At 71.3% G+C, this 18,694-nt stretch carries 19 protein-coding genes; 3 read left to right on the forward strand and 16 right to left on the reverse strand.

The window, feature by feature from the left end; genetic code table 11:
- Positions 1 to 5: 5 nt before the first annotated feature.
- From ACQP0N_RS22935 to ACQP0N_RS22995, 13 genes are all read right to left on the reverse strand, one after another.
- The gene (locus ACQP0N_RS22935; protein ID WP_433114005.1) at positions 6 to 371 is read right to left on the reverse strand and encodes an SgcJ/EcaC family oxidoreductase; all 366 of its coding nucleotides are present in this window, start codon (positions 369 to 371) and stop codon (positions 6 to 8) included.
- Positions 372 to 373: 2 nt separating this feature from the next.
- On the reverse strand, positions 374 to 673 hold the full coding sequence (locus ACQP0N_RS22940) for a muconolactone Delta-isomerase family protein (protein WP_433114007.1): 300 nt from the start codon (positions 671 to 673) through the stop codon (positions 374 to 376).
- A 241-nt stretch (positions 674 to 914) separates the two neighbouring features.
- On the reverse strand, positions 915 to 1,574 hold the full coding sequence (locus ACQP0N_RS22945) for an acVLRF1 family peptidyl-tRNA hydrolase (protein ID WP_433114009.1): 660 nt from the start codon (positions 1,572 to 1,574) through the stop codon (positions 915 to 917).
- Between the two features lie 197 nt (positions 1,575 to 1,771).
- Positions 1,772 to 2,404, reverse strand: coding sequence for a LysE family transporter (locus tag ACQP0N_RS22950; protein ID WP_433114011.1), 633 nt, complete (start codon positions 2,402 to 2,404; stop codon positions 1,772 to 1,774).
- A 689-nt stretch (positions 2,405 to 3,093) separates the two neighbouring features.
- On the reverse strand, positions 3,094 to 3,702 hold the full coding sequence (locus tag ACQP0N_RS22955) for a TIGR03086 family metal-binding protein (RefSeq protein WP_433114013.1): 609 nt from the start codon (positions 3,700 to 3,702) through the stop codon (positions 3,094 to 3,096).
- 179 nt (positions 3,703 to 3,881) lie between these two features.
- Complete coding sequence (locus tag ACQP0N_RS22960) at positions 3,882 to 4,316, reverse strand: metal-sulfur cluster assembly factor (RefSeq protein ID WP_355049608.1); 435 nt, start codon at positions 4,314 to 4,316, stop codon at positions 3,882 to 3,884.
- The gene (gene sufU, locus ACQP0N_RS22965; RefSeq protein ID WP_355049630.1) at positions 4,313 to 4,786 is read right to left on the reverse strand and encodes a Fe-S cluster assembly sulfur transfer protein SufU; all 474 of its coding nucleotides are present in this window, start codon (positions 4,784 to 4,786) and stop codon (positions 4,313 to 4,315) included. Before sufU ends, ACQP0N_RS22960 begins: the two co-directional genes overlap by 4 nt.
- 2 nt (positions 4,787 to 4,788) lie before the next feature.
- Positions 4,789 to 6,093 carry a cysteine desulfurase gene (locus ACQP0N_RS22970; RefSeq protein ID WP_433114015.1) on the reverse strand — a complete coding sequence of 435 codons (1,305 nt, stop codon included), beginning with the start codon at positions 6,091 to 6,093 and terminating at the stop codon, positions 4,789 to 4,791.
- Positions 6,094 to 6,113: 20 nt separating this feature from the next.
- Positions 6,114 to 6,887, reverse strand: coding sequence for a Fe-S cluster assembly ATPase SufC (sufC, locus tag ACQP0N_RS22975; protein ID WP_433114017.1), 774 nt, complete (start codon positions 6,885 to 6,887; stop codon positions 6,114 to 6,116).
- Complete coding sequence (locus ACQP0N_RS22980; RefSeq protein WP_355049605.1) at positions 6,887 to 7,213, reverse strand: non-heme iron oxygenase ferredoxin subunit; 327 nt, start codon at positions 7,211 to 7,213, stop codon at positions 6,887 to 6,889. The genes sufC and ACQP0N_RS22980 overlap by 1 nt, the downstream gene beginning before the upstream one ends.
- On the reverse strand, positions 7,213 to 8,358 hold the full coding sequence (sufD, locus tag ACQP0N_RS22985) for a Fe-S cluster assembly protein SufD (RefSeq protein WP_433114019.1): 1,146 nt from the start codon (positions 8,356 to 8,358) through the stop codon (positions 7,213 to 7,215). The genes ACQP0N_RS22980 and sufD overlap by 1 nt, the downstream gene beginning before the upstream one ends.
- A gap of 92 nt (positions 8,359 to 8,450) precedes the next feature.
- Positions 8,451 to 9,881, reverse strand: a complete 1,431-nt coding sequence (sufB, locus tag ACQP0N_RS22990; protein WP_433114021.1) for a Fe-S cluster assembly protein SufB — start codon at positions 9,879 to 9,881, stop codon at positions 8,451 to 8,453.
- Positions 9,878 to 10,675 (reverse strand): helix-turn-helix transcriptional regulator, encoded by a 798-nt coding sequence (locus ACQP0N_RS22995; RefSeq protein WP_433114023.1) that lies wholly within the window; start codon positions 10,673 to 10,675, stop codon positions 9,878 to 9,880. The genes sufB and ACQP0N_RS22995 overlap by 4 nt, the downstream gene beginning before the upstream one ends.
- Positions 10,676 to 10,791: 116 nt before the next feature.
- Here ACQP0N_RS22995 and ACQP0N_RS23000 point away from each other — a divergent pair, with 116 nt between their 5' ends.
- Positions 10,792 to 11,733, forward strand: a complete 942-nt coding sequence (locus ACQP0N_RS23000) for a COX15/CtaA family protein (RefSeq protein ID WP_433114025.1) — start codon at positions 10,792 to 10,794, stop codon at positions 11,731 to 11,733.
- A gap of 832 nt (positions 11,734 to 12,565) precedes the next feature.
- Here the strand turns inward: ACQP0N_RS23000 and ACQP0N_RS23005 are convergent.
- The 3 genes from ACQP0N_RS23005 to ACQP0N_RS23015 all read right to left on the reverse strand — a co-directional run bounded on the left by ACQP0N_RS23005 (position 12,566) and on the right by ACQP0N_RS23015 (position 15,076).
- Positions 12,566 to 13,486: an ATP-grasp domain-containing protein gene (locus ACQP0N_RS23005; RefSeq protein ID WP_433114027.1), complete on the reverse strand. Its 921-nt coding sequence runs from the start codon at positions 13,484 to 13,486 to the stop codon at positions 12,566 to 12,568.
- Positions 13,487 to 13,500: 14 nt separating this feature from the next.
- The gene (locus ACQP0N_RS23010) at positions 13,501 to 13,836 is read right to left on the reverse strand and encodes a hypothetical protein (RefSeq protein WP_433114028.1); all 336 of its coding nucleotides are present in this window, start codon (positions 13,834 to 13,836) and stop codon (positions 13,501 to 13,503) included.
- Positions 13,837 to 14,122: 286 nt separating this feature from the next.
- A complete protein-coding gene (locus ACQP0N_RS23015; protein WP_355049600.1) occupies positions 14,123 to 15,076 on the reverse strand; it encodes a heme o synthase in 954 nt (317 codons plus the stop codon).
- A gap of 264 nt (positions 15,077 to 15,340) precedes the next feature.
- Between ACQP0N_RS23015 and tkt the strand changes: the two genes are divergently transcribed.
- Both tkt and tal read left to right on the forward strand, forming a co-directional pair.
- Positions 15,341 to 17,479, forward strand: coding sequence for a transketolase (gene tkt / locus ACQP0N_RS23020; RefSeq protein ID WP_433114030.1), 2,139 nt, complete (start codon positions 15,341 to 15,343; stop codon positions 17,477 to 17,479).
- Positions 17,480 to 17,494: 15 nt separating this feature from the next.
- Positions 17,495 to 18,670 (forward strand): transaldolase, encoded by a 1,176-nt coding sequence (gene tal, locus ACQP0N_RS23025; protein ID WP_433114032.1) that lies wholly within the window; start codon positions 17,495 to 17,497, stop codon positions 18,668 to 18,670.
- Positions 18,671 to 18,694: the final 24 nt, after the last annotated feature.

Consider the following 18,694-nt stretch of genomic DNA (forward strand, 5'->3'; position numbering starts at 1 on the left):
GGTGGTCAGTCGAGCCGGGACACCTGGTAGTGCCCGATCAACCAGGCGTCGTGGACCCGCCGCATCAGCACGCCGAGGTACACCCTCAGCGCCGGCCGGTCGGTGAACCCGAACTCGACCTCCAGATAGCCGAGGACCGCGTCGTCCGCGAGCCGCCGGGTCTCCCGGATCTCGTACGCGGCGGTCAGGCCCAGCGGCTGTGCCGCGTAGTACGCCGCGATGCCGTCCCGGCCGACGGCGTACGGGCGCAGGCCCTGGAAGATCGCGTCATCCGCGAAGACCGACGCGACGCGGTCCGGCTCGTGGGCGTCGACCGCCGACCTCCACCGGTCCAGGACCGAGCGCAGGATCTCCACCTCGTCACCGGCCACGGTCACCGCCTCGGCTGACCGGGGTCGTTCGGGTGCGGCGTCAACGGCGTGACGGTCTCCCGCCGCCAGGCGCGCAGCGGCATCGACGCGAGGACCGACTCCAACTCGTCCGCGTCGGCGGCCTCGAAGAGTCCCCACGTCCGCCACTCCCCCGGCGCCAGCGGCGGTCGCCACAGGCGCAGCAGACTGCCCTGCGCCGTCAACTCGGCCGAACGCGCCGCCTCACGCGCACGCATCTCGGCAACCCCGTCCTCCGACGTGCCGTCGGGCACCGTCGTCACCATGTCCACCAGGAACTCCACGCGCCCATCCTCCGACCATGGGCGCCGCACCACGCCCCGAACCCCCGTTCGGGTGGCGGTCGTCTCTGCTCCGGCTCGACCGGGCAACCAGCCGAGAGCAGCGCCGCCGCCGTGATCCGGCGCGGGTAGCGTCGCCGCTGACCACACGCCGCCCGTCCGGGCCCGGGCGCGCAGCGTCGCCGCTGACCAGACGCGGTCAGTCCGGGCCCGGGCGCGTAGCGTCGCCGCTGACCAGACGCGGTCAGTCCGCGGCCGGGTCGGGGTCGCGCAACCGGATCCGTACCGCCCGGGCCGCGCTCACCGCCGCGACCAGGACCGCGTGCCGAGGCTCCGGCACGTCGAGCAGCCGTTCGGCCCGCAGCGGCACGAGCGGGGCCAGCCGCCGGTCTGCGAGCACGGTGTCCACGGCGCGCCGGTCACCGCCGCAGACGAGGGCCGCCAGCTTCGCCGCCTCCGGCAGCAGCAGCCGTACGGCCAGGTCCGCCGCGTCGCCCAGCGCCGCCTTGGCTTGGTTGTCACGCCGCCGGGCGAACCGGTGCTGCGACCACCCACCCGCCGCGGTGCGCCCCTGCACATACCGGGTGTCCACCTTGGAGACCACCAGCTCGGCGCCGAGCGCCACGCCGATCGCCACCGCGCCCTTGCGCGCCAACAGGAGACCGATCCGGTACGGCGTGCCGGCGGCGGCCACGAAGGCGGCCACGTCGCCGCTGACGGGTGACCCGGGTGGCGTGTGCAACTCGGCGGTGGCTCCGTCGGGGGCGGTCAGCAGCAGCCCGTACTCCCGTGCGGTGGTGGTGGGCGGGCCGTGCCGGTCGGCGAAGCCCTCGACCCAGCGGCCGACGCGGGCCGGGTCGACCTCGACCCACCGGCCTCCCCCGGCGGCGGGTCGACTGGTCACCGCCCGACCGTACGCCACCGCCAGCGCGCTCGACCCGTCAGCCCGGCAGCCGCCAGCGCGCCCGGACCGTCAACCCGCCAGCGGCGCGGCGAACGCCGGCCGCCCCCGGACCGTCAGCCTGGCAGCCGCGCGGCCACCGCCGGCGCACCCGGACTCCGAGCCGGCAGCCACGCGGCCACCGCCGGCGCACCGGACCGTCAACCCGGCAGCAGCGCGGCTACCGCCAGCGCGGCGATGAGGACGCTGGAGAGCAGGCCCGTGACCAGCCGGCCGCGCGGGCCGGTCAGCGCCCGGCCGACCACCGTGCCGCCACCGGCGATGAGCAGCTGCCAGCTCGCCGACGCCAGGAACACTCCGGCCACGAACAGGGCCGCCGGCACCGCTCCCGCGTCGGCCGTGTCCGGCCGACCGAGGACCAACGCGACGAAGTAGAGCACCGTCGTCGGGTTCAGCAGGGTCAATCCGAGCAGCGCCGCATAGGCACGGCCCGGAGTATCCATGCCCCGACCGCCCCGCGCCGCCGGCGTCGGACGGGAACGGTGGGCGACCCAGGTCCGCCAGAGCCCGTGCCCGGCCAGCCCCAACAGGACCACGGCGGCGACCACCCGCAGCGGACCGGCGGCGGGCGCGATGACCCCGGCCAGACCGGCGCCGCCCAGCGCGGCCACCGCCGCGTAGAGCCCGTCGGCCGTCGCCACCGCGAGGGCCGCCGCCGCGCCGACCCGGAACGAGGTACGGGCACTGAGCCCCAGGATGAGGATCGCGATCGCGCCGACCGGGATGGCGACGCCGTAGCCGGCCACCAGGCCGGCGAGGAACGCCCCGCTCATGGCCGTCGACGCAGGATCGAGGCCCGCCCCGGCGCCGGCCGCTGTCGACGACCGGCAGTCGTCGCAGGGACCAGAACCCGCATCGCGTACGCCTCGATCACATCGGCATCCTGCGCGCCGACAGTCGTCCCCCGCAACGGATTTCCCCGCAGCGCCCTCGCGCCCTCGCGCCGATCTTGCACTTGCAGACGCCGAGATGTCCGCCTTCGCCAAATAAGTCGGCACAGAAAGCGCAAGATCGGCGTCGTGGCCGCGCCCCGCGCCCCGCGCCCCGCGCCCCGCGCCCCGCGCCCCGCGCCCCGCGCCCCGCGCCCCGCGCCCCGCGCCCCGCGCCCCGCGCCCCGCGCCCCGCGCCCCGCGCCCCGCGCCCCGCGCCCCGCGCCCCGCGCCCCGCGCCCCGCGCCCCGCGCCCCGCGCCCCGCGCCCCGCGCCCCGCGCCCCGCGCCCCGCGCCCCGCGCCAAGATCCTCACAACATCACCGATGTTGCTGCCTCCGTCACGCCGCAAGCAGCGACATCGGTGAAGTTGCGCAGATCTTGCCGGGACCGGTCGGCCGATCAGTCCCACCCGGCGGGCGTAGTTGCGGGCGCCAGCCGAAGATCGTGCTCGAACCACGATGTAGTGGCCTCGGCGAGGCACCGAGGCCACTACATCAATGATCGAGCACGATCTTGACGGAGCGGGACCGGTCAGTGCCGCGACTCGGCCCACCGGGGGTCGCGGCCGAGGTAGGAGAGCAGCGCGCTCAAGTCGTCGGCTTCCGCGCCCGGGTTGAGCGCCGCCGCGTACGCGCCGTAGGCCCGCAGCGGCTCGACGATCTGCCGCGCGACCTCGAACAGGGGGCGGGCCAGGTCGTCGTGGAGCGGGGATGGCTGACCGGTGGCCACCGCGATGTCCCAGGCGTGCACCGCAGCGTCGAGGGCGGCGGCGACGGCAGCCGTGTGGGCCGGTAGCGCGCCGTGCGGCAGCGGCGTCGGCACCTGCGGATCCTCGTCGGCGACGCCCAGCCAGGCGAGGGCGGACGCGTCGAGGGCGGCGTACAGGCCGGTCAGCTTGTTCCCCTCGATCCGCCCGGAGGGCGCGAACGGGTCCTCCTCCGGCCCCGATCCGCCGGTGATCGCCGCGACGTAGGCGAGCTGGTCGCCGGTCGCGTGCTGGAGCACCTGGGTGACCGTCCACCGCTCGCAGGGGGTGGACAGGTCCCAGGCCTCGGCCGGGATTCCCTCGGCGGTCGTCCGCAGCGCCCGGTGCGCCTCGTCGAGCACGATCCGCCACTGTCCCGCTGCCGTCTCGTTCATTGTCCCGACCCTCTCCGCTGGTCCGCCGAGTTCTCTCGCGAAACGGAACGTTCCGCTCCGTTCTAAGCTCAGCTTAGCAGACCGGAACGATCCGTTCCACAAGAGATTCACCTCTGATACGTCGAGCGCGGCACCCCGGAGGGCACCGCGCTCGAACGAAGAAAGGTCGGGAGTTCGGGTCAGACGTTGAAGCCGAGGGAACGGAGCTGGTCCCGACCCTCGTCGGTGATCTTGTCCGGGCCCCACGGCGGGAGCCACACCCAGTTGATCCGGATGTCGTTGACCAGGCCGCCACCGGGGCCGGTGGTGAGGGCCTGCCGGGCCTGGTCCTCGATCACGTCGGTCAGCGGGCACGCCGCCGAGGTGAGCGTCATGTCCAGGGTCGCGACGTTCTCGTCGTCGACGTGCACCCCGTACACCAGGCCCAGGTCGACCACGTTGATCCCCAACTCCGGGTCGACGACGTCCTTCATCGCCTCCTCGATGTCGGCGATCATGGCCTTGCTGACGCCACCCGCCGGGGCGGCGGCGTCGCCACTCACCGCGTCGGTCTGCGCCGTGACGGTGTCGCCGGCCTCCGGCGTCGCCGCAGTAGCCGTATCCTCGCTGCTCATGCCTTCACCTCCGGGCTCACGCCCACACCGGCGCGTGCCGCGGCGTCCTTGAACGCCATCCACGGCAGCAGCGCGCACTTGACCCGGGCGGGATAGCGGGCCACGCCCGCGAAAGCGACCCCGTCACCGAGTACGTCCTCGTCCGGCGTGACCTGGCCACGTCCGGACATCAACTCGACGAACGCCTCGTGCACCTCGAATGCTTCCCCGGCGCCCCGACCGCGCAGCAGTTCGTGCAGGACGCTCGCCGAGGCCTGGCTGATCGAGCAGCCCATGCCGTCGTACGAGATGTCGTGCAGAACGGTGCCGTCGGTGGCCACCCGGACGGTGACCTCGTCGCCGCAGGTCGGGTTGACGTGGTGCGCCTCGGCGACCTGGTCGCCCGGGTCGTCGGCGTCACGCAGGCCCCGGCCGTGCGGGTGCTTGTAGTGATCCAGGATGATCTCCTGGTAGAGCTGGTCGAGCTGCACCATCAGTCGAACACCTTCCGTACCTGCTCCAGACCGCCCACCAGGGCGTCGATCTCCCCGGTGGTGGTGTAGAGGTAGAACGACGCCCGGGTCATCGCCGGGACGCCGAACCGGCTGCACACCGGCTTCGCGCAGTGGTGACCCACCCGCACCTGCACGCCCAGCGAGTCGAGCACCTGGCCCACGTCGTGCGGGTGCACGTCACCAAGGGCGAACGAGATGGTGCCGCCCCGGCCGATCGGCACGGTCGGACCGAAGATCCGCAGGTCGGGCACCGAGCCGAGGGCGTCCAGCGCGTACGCCGTCAGCTCCTTCTCGTGCCACTGGATCGCCGGCATGCCGATGCCGGTGAGGTAGTCGACCGCCGCGCCGAGCGCGACCGCCTCGGCGATCGGCGGAGTTCCCGCCTCGAAGCGGGCCGGCGGTGCGGCGAACGTCGACCGGGCCATGGTCACCGTCTCGATCATCGAGCCGCCGCCCATCACCGGTGGCATGGCCGCCAGCAGCTCGCCCCGGCCCCAGAGCACGCCGATGCCGGTCGGACCGAGCATCTTGTGCCCGGTGAACACGATGTAGTCGGCGTCCAGGTCGACCACGTCGATGGGCAGGTGCGGCACGGACTGGGAGCAGTCCAGCAGCAGCAGCGCGCCCACCTCGCGCACCCGCGCGGTGATCCGGGAGGTGGCGTTGACGGTGCCGAGGATGTTCGACATGTGCACCAGCGAGACGATCTTCGTCCGTTCGGTGATCAGGTCTTCCAGGCCCGACTCGTCGAGCCGGCCCTGCTCGGTGACCCCGAACCAGCGCAGGGTCGCGCCGGTGCGCTCGCAGAGCAGCTGCCACGGGACGATGTTCGAGTGGTGCTCCATCTCGGAGATCACCACCTCGTCCCCGGGGCCGAGCCGGAACCGCGGGTCGCCGTCCGGACGCAGCGAGGCGTTGGAGAAGGCGTACGCCACGATGTTGATCGCCTCGGTGGAGTTCTTGGTGAACACCACCTCGTCGACGCTCGGGGCGTTGATGAACGCGGCGAGCTTGGCCCGCGCCCCCTCGTACGCCTCGGTGGCCTCGGTGCCCAGCGTGTGCACCGAGCGCGAGACGTTGGCGTTGTGCCGCGCGTAGTGCTCGTCGAGCACGGCGAGCACCTGACGCGGTTTGTGCGAGGTGTTGGCGCTGTCGAGGTAGACCAGCGGGTGCCCGTTGATCTCCCGATCGAGGATCGGGAAGTCGGCGCGCACCCGGGCCACGTCGAAACGCGGCACGTCGTCGTACTGCGGCATCCCCTCGGGGATCGCGATGCTGGTCATCTCGACAGCGCCTCTCCCACTCAGACCTTGGCCGAACCGGCCCCGGCGGCGTACCGCTCGTAACCCTCGGCCTCGAGCTTGTCGGCCAGCTCCGGGCCGCCCTGCTCGACGATCCGGCCGGCGACGAAGACGTGCACGTGGTCCGGCTTGATGTAGCGCAGGATCCGCGTGTAGTGGGTGATCAGCAGCACGCCGGTGTCGCCGGTGTCGCGGACCCGGTTGACGCCCTCGCTGACCACGCGCAGCGCGTCCACGTCGAGACCCGAGTCGGTCTCGTCGAGGATGGCGGTCTTCGGCTTGAGCAGCTCCAACTGGACAATCTCGTGCCGCTTCTTCTCACCGCCGGAGAAGCCCTCGTTGACGTTGCGCTGGGCGAACGCCGGGTCCATCTGGAGGCGCTCCATCGCACCCCGCAGCTCGCCGCCCCAGGTACGCAGCTTCGGCGCCTCACCGTCGATGGCGGTCTTCGCGGTGCGCAGGAAGTTCGCCACCGAGACGCCGGGCACCTCGACCGGGTACTGCATGGCCAGGAAGAGGCCGGCGCGGGCCCGCTCGTCGACCGTCATGGCGAGGACGTCCTCGCCGTCGAGGGTCACCGAGCCGCCGGTGATCTCGTACTTGGGGTGACCGGCGATCGAGTACGCCAGGGTGGACTTGCCGGAGCCGTTGGGGCCCATGATGGCGTGGGTCTCACCGGACTTCACGGTCAGGTCGACGCCGGCCAGGATCGGCTTGAGCTCACCCTCGGGCAGCTTGACCGACACCTTCAGGTCGCGGATCTCCAGGGTGCTCATTATCGGGTCACTCCATTACTCGGCGTCAGGCTCAGGTAGATGTCGCCGTCGCGGACTTCGACGGGGTAGACGGGTACGGGTTCGGTGGCGGGCAGGCCGGTGGGCGTGCCGGTGCGCAGGTCGAAGCGCGAGCCGTGCAACCAGCACTCCAGCGTGCAGCCGTCGACCTCACCCTCGGAGAGGGCGACCGCGGCGTGCGAGCACTCGTCGTAGGCGGCGTAGAACTGGCCGTCCTCGGCGTGCACCAGCGCGATCGGCGTGCCGTCGACGTCCGCTCTGATGGCGGTGCCCTTCGGCACGTCCTCGGTGGAGCAGATCCGGATCATCAGGCGCCGGCCTTCGCCAGCCGGGCCTCGATCGCGTCGCCCAGGCGCTCGCGCAGCGCCTCGACCGGAATCTTGTTGATCACCTCGGCGAAGAAGCCGCGGACCACCAGGCGACGGGCCTCACCCTCCGGGATACCCCGGGCCATCAGGTAGAACAACTGCTCGTCGTCGAAACGGCCGGTCGCGCTGGCATGGCCAGCGCCGGCGATCTCGCCGGTCTCGATCTCCAGATTGGGTACGGAGTCCGCACGCGCGCCATCGGTGAGCAGCAGGTTTCGGTTGATCTCGTACGTGTCGGTGCCGGTCGCCTCGGCCTGGATCAGCACGTCGCCCACCCAGACGGTGTGCGCGTCCGCGCCCTGCAGCGCGCCCCGGTAGCCGACGTAGCTGCGGCAGTCCGGAACGCTGTGGTCGACCAGCTGCCGGTGCTCCAGGTGCTGGCCGCCGTCGGCGAAGTAGACGCCGTACAGCTCGGCCTCGCCGCCCCGACCGGTGTACTCGACCGAGGTGAACTGCCGGACCAGGTCGCCGCCCAGGGACACCTGGATGTGGATGACCTTGGCGTCCCGGCCCAGCTTGACCTTCAGGTGCTGGGCCTGGACCGCGTCGTCGGCCCAGTCGGCGACGGTGACCAGGGTCAGCTTCGCGCCGTCGCCCACGGCCACCTCGACGTTGTCGGCCAGGGTGGCCGATCCGACGTGCTCCAGCACCAGGGTCGCCTCGGCGAAGCGGCCGATCTCGACGAACGTGTGCCCGAACGCCGGCTGCCCCGCGCCCGTGCCGACCACCCGCAGGCCCACCGACTGGCCGAGCACCACGTCCGGGGCCACCCGCACCAACAGGGCCTCGGCGGCGGCGCCGTACGCCAGCGCGCTGACCCGGTCGACCGGGGTGAGCACACTGCCGATCCGCTCGTCGTCGCGGCCGATCCGGCTGATGGCCACGCCCTCGGGCAGGTCGCCGTACTCGTGCCGGACCGTGCCGGTCTCGGCCGGCACGTCGCCCGAGAGGCCGCGGAGGCGCTTGAGCGGGGTGAAGCGCCAGTCCTCCTCCAGGCCGGTGAGGGCCGGGAAGTCGGCGACGTCGTACGAGCGCAGCGCCTGCGACTTGGTGCTGGGCGGCGGCGCGGAAGCCTGGGTAGTCATGTCTTCCTTGGTCTGTCTGTTCCGTGACGGCGAGGTTGGGCTTCGTGCGGGCGGGCCGGCGTCGCCGGCCCGCCACGCGGGGAACGGCGGCGTCAGCCGACCGCGCCCTCCATCTGGAGTTCGATGAGCCGGTTCAGCTCCAGGGCGTACTCCATCGGGAGTTCCTTGGCGATCGGCTCGATGAAGCCGCGCACGATCATCGCCATCGCCTCGTCCTCGCTCAGACCCCGGCTCATCAGGTAGAAGAGCTGGTCGTCGCTGATCTTGGAGACGGTCGCCTCGTGCCCCATCGACACGTCGTCCTCGCGGATGTCGACGTACGGGTACGTGTCGGAGCGGGAGATGGTGTCGACCAGCAGCGCGTCGCACTTGACCGTGCTGCGGCTGTGGTGCGAGCCCTCCAGCACCTGCACCAGGCCCCGGTACGAGGTCCGGCCGCCACCACGGGCGATCGACTTCGACACGATGGTGCTGCTCGTGTGCGGAGCCGCGTGCACCATCTTGGCGCCGGCGTCCTGGTGCTGACCCTCGCCGGCCATCGCCACCGAGAGCACCTCGCCCTTGGCGTGCTCGCCGGTCATGTAGACCGCCGGGTACTTCATGGTCACCTTGGAGCCGATGTTGCCGTCGACCCACTCCATGGTCGCGCCCTCGTGGCAGACGGCGCGCTTGGTCACCAGGTTGTAGACGTTGTTCGACCAGTTCTGGATGGTCGTGTAGCGGCAGCGCGCGTTCTTCTTCACGATGATCTCCACGACGGCGCTGTGCAGCGAGTCGGAGGAGTAGAGGGGCGCGGTGCAGCCCTCGACGTAGTGCACGTACGCGCCCTCATCGACGATGATCAGCGTCCGCTCGAACTGGCCCATGTTCTCCGTGTTGATCCGGAAGTAGGCCTGCAGCGGGATCTCCACGTGCACGCCCTTCGGCACGTAGATGAACGAGCCACCGGACCACACGGAGGTGTTCAGCGCGGCGAACTTGTTGTCGCCGACCGGGATCACCGTGCCGAAGTACTCCTTGAAGATGTCCTCGTGCTCCCGCAGGGCGGTGTCGGTGTCCAGGAAGAGGACGCCCTGCTCCTCAAGGTCCTCACGGATCTTGTGGTAGACGACCTCCGACTCGTACTGCGCCGCGACACCCGCGACCAGCCGCTGCTTCTCCGCCTCCGGGATGCCCAGCCGGTCGTACGTGTTCTTGATGTCCTCGGGCAGGTCCTCCCAGCTGGTGGCCTGCTTCTCGGTGGACCGCACGAAGTACTTGATGTTGTCGAAGTCGATGCCGGTGAGGTCCGCGCCCCAGGCCGGCATCGGCTTGCGGCCGAACAGCCGCAGGCCCTTCAGGCGCAGGTCGAGCATCCAGGCCGGCTCGTTCTTCTTGGCCGAGATGTCCCGCACCACCGCCTCGTTGATGCCGCGCTGGGCAGTTGCCCCGGCGGCGTCCGGGTCGGACCAGCCGTACTCGTAGCGACCCAGGGCGGCGAGCTGCTCTTCCTGGGTCAGGGGCTGGACGATCTGCTCGGTCATCTATCTGTCCTCACAGTGGTGACGGGATTACCGGATGGAGCACGGCCCGGCTGGGTCGGGATGTGCGTCGTGCACACCCCGTCGCCGTGCGCGATGGTGGCCAGGCGCTGCACGTGGGTGCCGACCAGACGGGAGATCACCGCGGTCTCGGCCTCGCACAGCTGGGGAAACTCGGCGGCCACGTGCGCCACCGGGCAGTGGTGCTGACAGAGCTGGCCGCCGGAGGCGATCGTGGTCGCGTTGGCAGCGTAACCCTCGGCGGTCAGCGCTCCGGCGAGCGCCTCGGCCCGCGCGAGAGGGTCGTCGCCGGCGTCCTCCATGGCGGCACGACAGCGCGACTCGAGCGCGGAGACCTGCTCGGCCGCGAACGTCTCTACCGCGTCCGGGCCACCGTTGCGGGCGATCCAGCGCAGCGCCGCGGTGGCCATGTTGTCGTAGTGGTGCGTGCCACAGCGGACCCGGGCCGCCTCGGTCAGCACGAACACCTTGGCCGGACGACCCCGACCCCGGCTGCCCTGCACCGCCTGCTCGCGGGCGAGAACGTCACCGTCGGCGAGCATCGCGTCCAGGTGCCGGCGGATCGCCGCCGGGCTGAGGCCGAGCGCCAGGCCGAGCTGTGCGGCGGTCGTCGCGCCCCGCTCCAGGAGCAACTGGGTGACACGGTCCCGGGTGGAGGACTCCGTCGGGGGGCCGCCCAGCACGGACGACGAGGCCCCGACGAGGGCGGACGCGGACGCGCCGACGGCCGGGACAGCCGCCGGCTGGTGCCCGGAGAGCGCCGCCGCGTTTTTCACAACGCCAACGTTACGTAATTACCCGGAGGGTGGCAAACCCGGGCCCCGGTGATCCGAACCACCGAGCCGACGGAGTCGGACGGACCTCGATCACTACGGTGCGTAGGATTTGCGCCGTGAACCGAATCGTCCGTCCGGTATCCGGCGTCCTGCTACGCCGCCTCGCGCTCGCCTCGATCATCGCGAACGTGGCCATCGTCGTCACCGGCGGGGCGGTCCGGCTGACCGCATCGGGCCTCGGCTGCCCCACCTGGCCCCGGTGCACCGACGACTCGTACGTCACCACACCCGAGATGGGCGTGTACGGCGTGATCGAGTTCAGCAACCGGATGCTGGCCTTCGCGGTCGGTCTCATCGCGCTGGCCACCGTGCTGGCGGTGCTGACGCACCGGCCCCGCCGACCCGGGCTCCTGCCCCTGTCCATCGCCGTGTTCCTGGGCATCCCCGCCCAGGCGGTCGTCGGCGGCATCACGGTCCTCACCAACCTCAACCCGTGGGTGGTCGGGCTGCACTTCCTCGCCTCGATGGCGGTGATCGTCGCCGCGTACGCCCTCTGGCGGCGGATCGGCGACCCGGACGGCCCGACGGTCGCCGCGGTGCCCACTCCCCTGCGCGCGCTCGCCCGGATCACCACCGGCGTCACCGTCGCGGTGCTGGTGATCGGCACCTGGGTCACCGGCAGCGGCCCACACGCCGGCGACCACGGCGCGGCCCGCAACGGCCTGGACCCGGAGGCGATCTCCCAGGTCCACGCCGACGGGGTCTTCCTGTTGATCGGCCTGTCGGTGGCGCTCATCTTCGCGTTCCGCGCGGCGGACGCGCGGCGGGCCACCCGGGCCGCCATCGTCCTGGTGGCGGTGGAACTGAGTCAGGGGCTCATCGGCTTCGTGCAGTACTTCACCCACGTGCCGGCGCTCCTGGTCGGCGCGCACATGCTCGGCTCGTGCCTGGTGCTCCTGGCCGCGCTCGCGGTCCAGTGGTCCACCCGCGAACGCCACCCGGTCCCCCCGGCACCCCAGCCCACCCCAGCGCCAGAAGCCCAACCCGTCCCCGCCTGACCCCCGCGCCCCGCCCCGCCCCGCGCGCCCCGCCCCGCGCGCCTCGCCCCGCCCCGCGCGCCTCGCCGCGCCCCGCGCCAAGCACACCCCGCCCTACACGCGTCGATCTTGCAGTTGCGAACGCCGAAGTGCCCATATTCGCGCGATAGGTCGGGACAGAAAGTGCAAGATCGGCGCGACGGGCGAGACGTGCGGGGCGCAGCCCTTGCGTCCTGCGCCCGCCGGTGTCCCGTACCTCTCGGGCGCACGCCTGCGCCTCGCGCGCTGTCGTGCGCCGTCGTGCGTCCGCGCCTGCGCGCCGCCCCGCCTGCGCTATCGCGTCTGCACGCCTGCACAAGATTTACGCAAGTTCGGGGATGTTGCTGCCTCCGGGACGCGGGAGGCAGCAACATCCCCGAAGTTGCGCGGATCTTGACGAGGGGCGAGAGGGGCGAGGGCCCAGAGGCGAGGGCCGAGGCGCGAGAGGCGCGAGAGGCGCGAGAGGCGCGAGAGGCGCGCGGGTGCGCGAGGACGGGCGGGCGTCCCGACAGGGCTGGCCGGCGGCGGGGCGCCCCGCAGAGCTCATGGTCACGCTCGAACCAGGATGTAGTGGCATCGACGTGTCCGCGATACCACTACATCCTGGATGCAGCGCGATCTTGCGAGCGCCGCCGCGGTCGAGGCGGTGCTGAGCCAGCCGCCAACGTCGACGCAGCGCTGCATGGGCACCCCCGCCCAGCATCCGCGCACCTCCAGGGCCGTCGCCGCCTCACCACGCGGCACGACACGCCACGCCACGCCACGACGCGCAGCTCGTAGGGACACGCCGGGACGGCGCCCTACCCGGACGGGGTCAGGCCGGGCGGGTCAGGTGGGCGGCGATCGCGGTGGCCAGGCGCTCGGCGACGTTCTCGGCGTACCCCAGGAAGAGCGACGGCTCGGTGAGCTCCAACTCGACCAGGACCGGGTCGCCGGCCGGGCCGGAGATCAGGTCCACACGGGCGTAGAGCAGCTGCCGGGTGCCGCCGGGGACCGCCGCGAGGGTCCGGTCCGCGACGGCCAACTGCTCGACCCCGGCGGTACGGGCGCTGATCTCCTCGGCCTTGTACAGCTCGTCCGGACCGAGGTCGGGGCCGGTCAACATCGGGCCTTTGCGGATGGCGTGGCTGAACGCGAGACCGTCCGGGCCGGCCAGGAAGAGCAGCGCGGTCTCGCCCTCGGAGTCGACGGCGCTCAGGTACGGCTGGACCATCGTCGTCCGGCCGGCGGCCGAGAGGCGGCGCACGTGCGCCTCGGCCAGGGCCCGATGCTCCGGGTCGGCCAGGTCGTAACGGCCGGTGTCCTGGCTACCCGAGCTGACCGCCGGTTTGATCACGTACTCGCCGGTGTCGGCGGGCGGCGACCAACTCCCGCCCGGCTCGACCCAGGCGGTCGGCACGGTGGGTACACCAGCTTCGCTCAGCTCCCCGAGGTAGCGCTTGTCGGTGTTCCACCGCACCACGTCGGCGGGGTTGAGCAGGGTGGGCACGGTGGCGGCCCAGGCGACGAACTCGTCGCGGCGCAGCGCGTAGTCCCACGGCGAGCGGAGCACGACCAGGTCGTACGCGGACCAGTCGACGTCCGGGTCGTCCCAGACCGCCGCTTCGGCGGTGATCCCCCGCGCGGCGAGCGGGTCGAGGACGAGGCGGTCGTCGGGGTCGAGGTCGACGAGGCGGGAGCAGGTAACGAGAGCGACCCGGGGTTCCCCCCGGGTCGACTGGTGGTGGTTGGTCAATTCAGCTATCTATCTCAGCGGGACATCGTGCGCCGGGCCATCGACCGCCAGAGGTCGTTGCTCGGTCGCATCTGGTCCATCAGTTCACGCTCCCAGGCGTTCTCGACGGTGACTCCCGCCTTGGCGCACGCCTCCCGGGCCGTGACGGTGTCCTCGGCGAACTGGTCGCCCCACTCACCGTCGGTGCCCACCAGGACGATCCGTGCGCCGCGCTTACCGACGTACTCGATGACGGCCTTCGCGCCGCCGTGCTCGGCGGCGAACGACTTGAGACCCGCGACCAGACCCTGGGGGGCCTGCTCGCCGGAGGTCTGCTCGGCCGTCAGCGTCGTATCGGAACCATCTGCCATGACGCGAAGCCTAAGCAGAGTTCCACTCGCGCGTGCGAGAACCATGAAGCTTTTGTGATGCCAATTACCTACAGGTTTGAGGAGGAGCACGGACTCTTTGTCCGCTTAAATCAGGACTTTCCCGCCTCAACTTCCGGAGCAAACCAGGCTGCAACTCCCGCAGGTTGAGCCGATCCGGCTCATGCCGAAAGTTACTCCGATGTGACGTTAAACCGGGACAACTCATCCACGATGGTGACTGTTCACAGGATTGGCGGCGAAACCCGGGCCCGCGCGCCGGGCGGCGTCAGATCAGCGCGTCGAGCGCGACGGCCACGAACACGATCGTCAGGTACGTCGTGGACCAGTGGAACAGCCGCATCGGCTTGACCGCTTCGCCGCGCGTCGCCCGCCGGCAGAGCTTGTGCGCCTCGATGATGAAGATGGCGCCCACCACCAGGGTCGGCACGCCGTAGATCGCGCTGAGCCCCAGCGGCCAGACCGCCAGGGAGGTGAGCACCGTGAGCCAGGCGAAGATCAGGATCTCGGCGTTCACCCGACGGATCGAGGCCACCACGGGCAGCATCGGGATGCCGGCGCGGGCGTAGTCGTCCTTGTACTTCATGGCGAGCGGGTAGAAGTGCGGCATCTGCCAGAAGAAGACCACCGCGAACAGCGCCCAGGCCGCCGGGGCGAGCCCACCGGTGACCGCCGCCCAGCCGATGAGCACCGGCGCCGCGCCGCAGGCCCCACCCCAGAACGTGTTCGTCGGGGTGGAGCGCTTGAGCCACATGGTGTAGACGACGTCGTAGTAGACGATCGCGGCGAGCGTCAGCCCCGCGGCGAGCAGATTGGTGAACGCCGCCATCAGGACGATCGAGACCGCCGCCAGCACCAGACCGAAGACCAGCGCGTTACGGGGCGACACGGTGTGGGCCGGCAGCGGACGCCGCTTGGTCCGCCGCATCAACTGGTCGATGTCGCGGTCGATGTAGCAGTTGAGGACGCTGGCCGCCCCCGCCGCGAGCGAACCACCGACGAGCACGACAGCCATCAGCCACAGCGACGGCAGGCCGCCCTCGGCGAGCATCATCGCCGGGACGGTGGTGACCAACAGCAGTTCGACGATGCGCGGCTTGGTCAGCGCCACGTACGACGACACGATCGCGCGCACGTCCCGCCGCGCCACCGGACCCTCGGCCGCCCGCGCCGGGGGCTGCCCGGCGGGGTTGCTCGCGGGGCGCTCGGTGATCATGCTCACGGATTGCCACCTTCCGGCATCGGCACGGGGAGATCGGATCGGCGGGGCCCGCTCGGGCACCGCACACCGACCCACACACTACGCGTCGTCGTTTTGGCTGCCCGGCCGACCCGACAACGGTGCGGGCCGTCACACCCCCGGGTTGAACGACCTGGGCCGCCGTCACGTACCGCACACCATGCGAGATCCCCGGGCGGACGTTTAGTCACGCTCGATAAGGTCACCAGTGAGGGTTCCGCCCATCTGCCGAGGAGCACAACCATCGTGGCTGCCAACCGACCCGAGCACTCCGCACTCAACTGGTCCGAACTCGATCGCCGGGCCGTCGACACCGTCCGCGTGCTGGCCATGGATGCCGTGGAGAAATCCGGCAACGGCCACCCGGGCACCGCGATGAGCCTCGCGCCCGCGGCCTATCTTCTCTTCAACCGGGTCATGCGGCACAACCCGGCCGACCCGAACTGGCCCGGCCGGGACCGGTTCGTGCTCTCCGCCGGCCACTCCAGCCTGACGCTCTACATCCAGCTCTTCCTGTCCGGCTACCCGCTGAGCCTGGACGACCTGAAGTCGCTGCGCCAGTGGGGCTCGATGACCCCGGGTCACCCGGAGCACGGCCACACGCCGGGCGTCGAGACCACCACCGGCCCGCTCGGGCAGGGTCTGGGCAACGCCGTCGGCATGGCCATGGCGGCCCGCCGCGAGCGGGGCCTGTTCGACCCGGAGGCCGAGCCGGGCACGTCGGTCTTCGACCACAACATCTGGTGCATCGCCTCCGACGGCGACATCGAGGAGGGCATCAGCCACGAGGCCAGCGCCCTCGCCGGCCACCAGCAGCTGGGCAGCCTCACGCTGATCTACGACGACAACGAGATCTCGATCGAGGACGACACCCGGATCGCCAAGAGCGAGGACGTGGCGGCCCGCTACGAGGCGTACGGCTGGCACGTGCAGACCGTCGACTGGCGCAGCGGCGACGCGGACCAGGGCGACTACCACGAGAACGTCGAGGCGCTGTACGACGCGCTCGTGGCCGCCAAGGCGGAGACCACCCGCCCCTCGTTCATCGCGCTGCGCACCATCATCGGTTGGCCCGCGCCCAACAAGCAGAACACCGGCAAGATCCACGGCTCGGCGCTCGGCGCCGACGAGGTCAAGGCCACCAAGCGCATCCTCGGCTTCGACCCGGAGCAGACCTTCCAGGTCGACGAGGAGGTGCTGGGTCACGCCCGCACGGTGATGGGTCGTGGGTCGGACGCCGAGCAGGAGTGGACCACGTCGTTCGACGCCTGGAAGAAGGCCAACCCCGAGCGCACCGCGCTCTACGAGCGGCTCGCCGGCCGGGTGCTGCCGGACGGCTGGACCGACGCGCTGCCGGTCTTCCCGGCAGACGCCAAGGGTGTGGCCACCCGGGCCGCGTCCGGCAAGGTGCTGGAGGCGCTCGCGCCGGTGCTGCCGGAGCTGTGGGGCGGCTCGGCCGACCTGGCCGAGAGCAACAACACCACCATGAAGGGCGAGCCGTCGTTCATTCCGGCGTCGCACGCCACCAAGGACTTCCCGGGCCACGAGTACGGCCGCACGCTGCACTTCGGCATCCGTGAGCACGCTATGGGCGCGATCCTGAACGGCATCGCCCTGCATGGCGGCACCCGCCCGTACGGCGGCACGTTCCTGGTGTTCAGCGACTACATGCGCCCCTCGGTACGGCTGGCCGCGCTGATGAAGCTGCCCGTGACGTACGTCTGGACGCACGACTCGATCGGCCTGGGCGAGGACGGCCCGACCCACCAGCCGGTGGAGCACCTGACCGCGCTGCGCGCCATCCCGGGCCTGGACGTGGTCCGCCCGGCGGACGGCAACGAGACGGTGTGGGCCTGGCGGCAGGCGCTGGAGCACACCGACCGGCCGACCGCGCTGGCGCTGAGCCGCCAGGCCCTGCCGACGCTGGACCGGGAGGTTCTGGGCGATGCGTCAGGTGTGGCCAAGGGCGGTTACGTGCTGGCCGAGGCGTCCAACGGCAAGCCTCAGGTGATCATCATCGGCACCGGGTCCGAGGTGCAGCTCGCCCTGACCGCCCGGGAGCGGCTGGAGGCCGACGGCACCCCGACCCGGGTGGTCTCGATGCCCTGCCAGGAGTGGTTCTACGAGCAGGATGAGGCGTACCGGGAGTCGGTGCTCCCGCGCGGGGTAAAGGCACGGGTGAGCGTGGAGGCGGGCATCGCGATGTCCTGGCGCGGGATCGTCGGCGACCTGGGCGAGAGCGTCAGCATCGAGCACTACGGCGCGAGTGCCCCGCACACCGTGCTCTTCGAGCAGTTCGGGTTCACCCCCGACCGGATCGTGGCGGCGGCGCACGCCTCGCTGGCCCGGGTGGGCGACATCACCGGTTTCACCACCGGCAACTGAGGGAGCGTGGACGGCATGACCGACAAGCTGAATGAGCTCACCGCCGCAGGTGTGGCGGTCTGGCTCGACGATCTCTCCCGGGTGCGTCTGAGCTCCGGCGGGCTGGACCAGCTCCGCCGCGAGAAGCACGTGGCCGGGGTCACCACCAACCCGACGATCTTCGCAAAGGCACTCAGCGACGCCGACGAGTACAACTGGCAGCTTCGCGACCTGGCCACCCGTGGCGTGGACGTCGAAGAGGCCGTACGGATGCTCACCACGTACGACGTACGGTGGGCGTGCGACGTGATGCGCCCGTCGTACGACGGCAGCGCCGGCGTGGACGGCCGGGTCTCGATCGAGGTGGACCCGCGCAGCGCGCACGACGCCGACAAGACGGTCGCCGAGGCCAAGGCGCTGTGGTGGCTGGTCGACCGGCCCAACCTCTTCATCAAGATCCCGGCCACCGAGGAGGGCCTGTCGGCGATCGCCGACACGCTCGCCGAGGGGATCAGCGTCAACGTGACGCTGATCTTCGGTCTGGACCGCTACTCGGCGGTGATGGAGGCGTTCCTGGCCGGTCTGGAGCGGGCCAAGGCCAACGGTCACGACCTGTCGACCATCGGCTCGGTCGCGTCGTTCTTCGTCTCCCGCGTCGACTCCGAGGTCGACAAGAGGCTCGAGAAGATCGGCTCGGACGAGGCCAAGGCACTGCGTGGCAAGGCCGCCGTGGCCAACGCGCAGCTCGCGTACGAGCGGTACACCGAGGTCTTCTCCTCGGACCGCTGGAAGGCGCTCGAGGCCGCCGGCGCGCACCCGCAGCGGCCGCTGTGGGCCTCCACCTCGACGAAGAACCCGGACTACCGGGACGTCATCTACGTCGAGGAGCTGATCGCCCCCGGAACGGTCAACACCATGCCGGAGTCGGTCATCCACGCGTACGCCGATCATGGCGAGACCCGCGGCGACACCGTCACCGGCTCCTACGACGCGGCCCGGAAGGTCTTCGCGGACCTGGAGTCGGTCGGGGTGGACATGACGGACGTGATCGCCACCCTGGAGCGCGAGGGCGTGGAGAAGTTCGAGGCGAGCTGGCAGGAGCTGCTCGACGGCGTCAGCAAGTCGCTGAAGGCCGCGGCGAAGGGCCAGGGTGCGCCGAACAAGGCCGCCGAGGGCAACGCCAAGGCCGCCGAGAAGGCCGGTGGCGCGTGAGCGAGCCGATCAGCACCCAGCGAA

The sequence above is a fragment of the Micromonospora sp. CA-246542 genome, assembly GCF_050942905.1.
In the GTDB taxonomy this organism is placed as follows: Bacteria; Actinomycetota; Actinomycetes; order Mycobacteriales; family Micromonosporaceae; genus Micromonospora.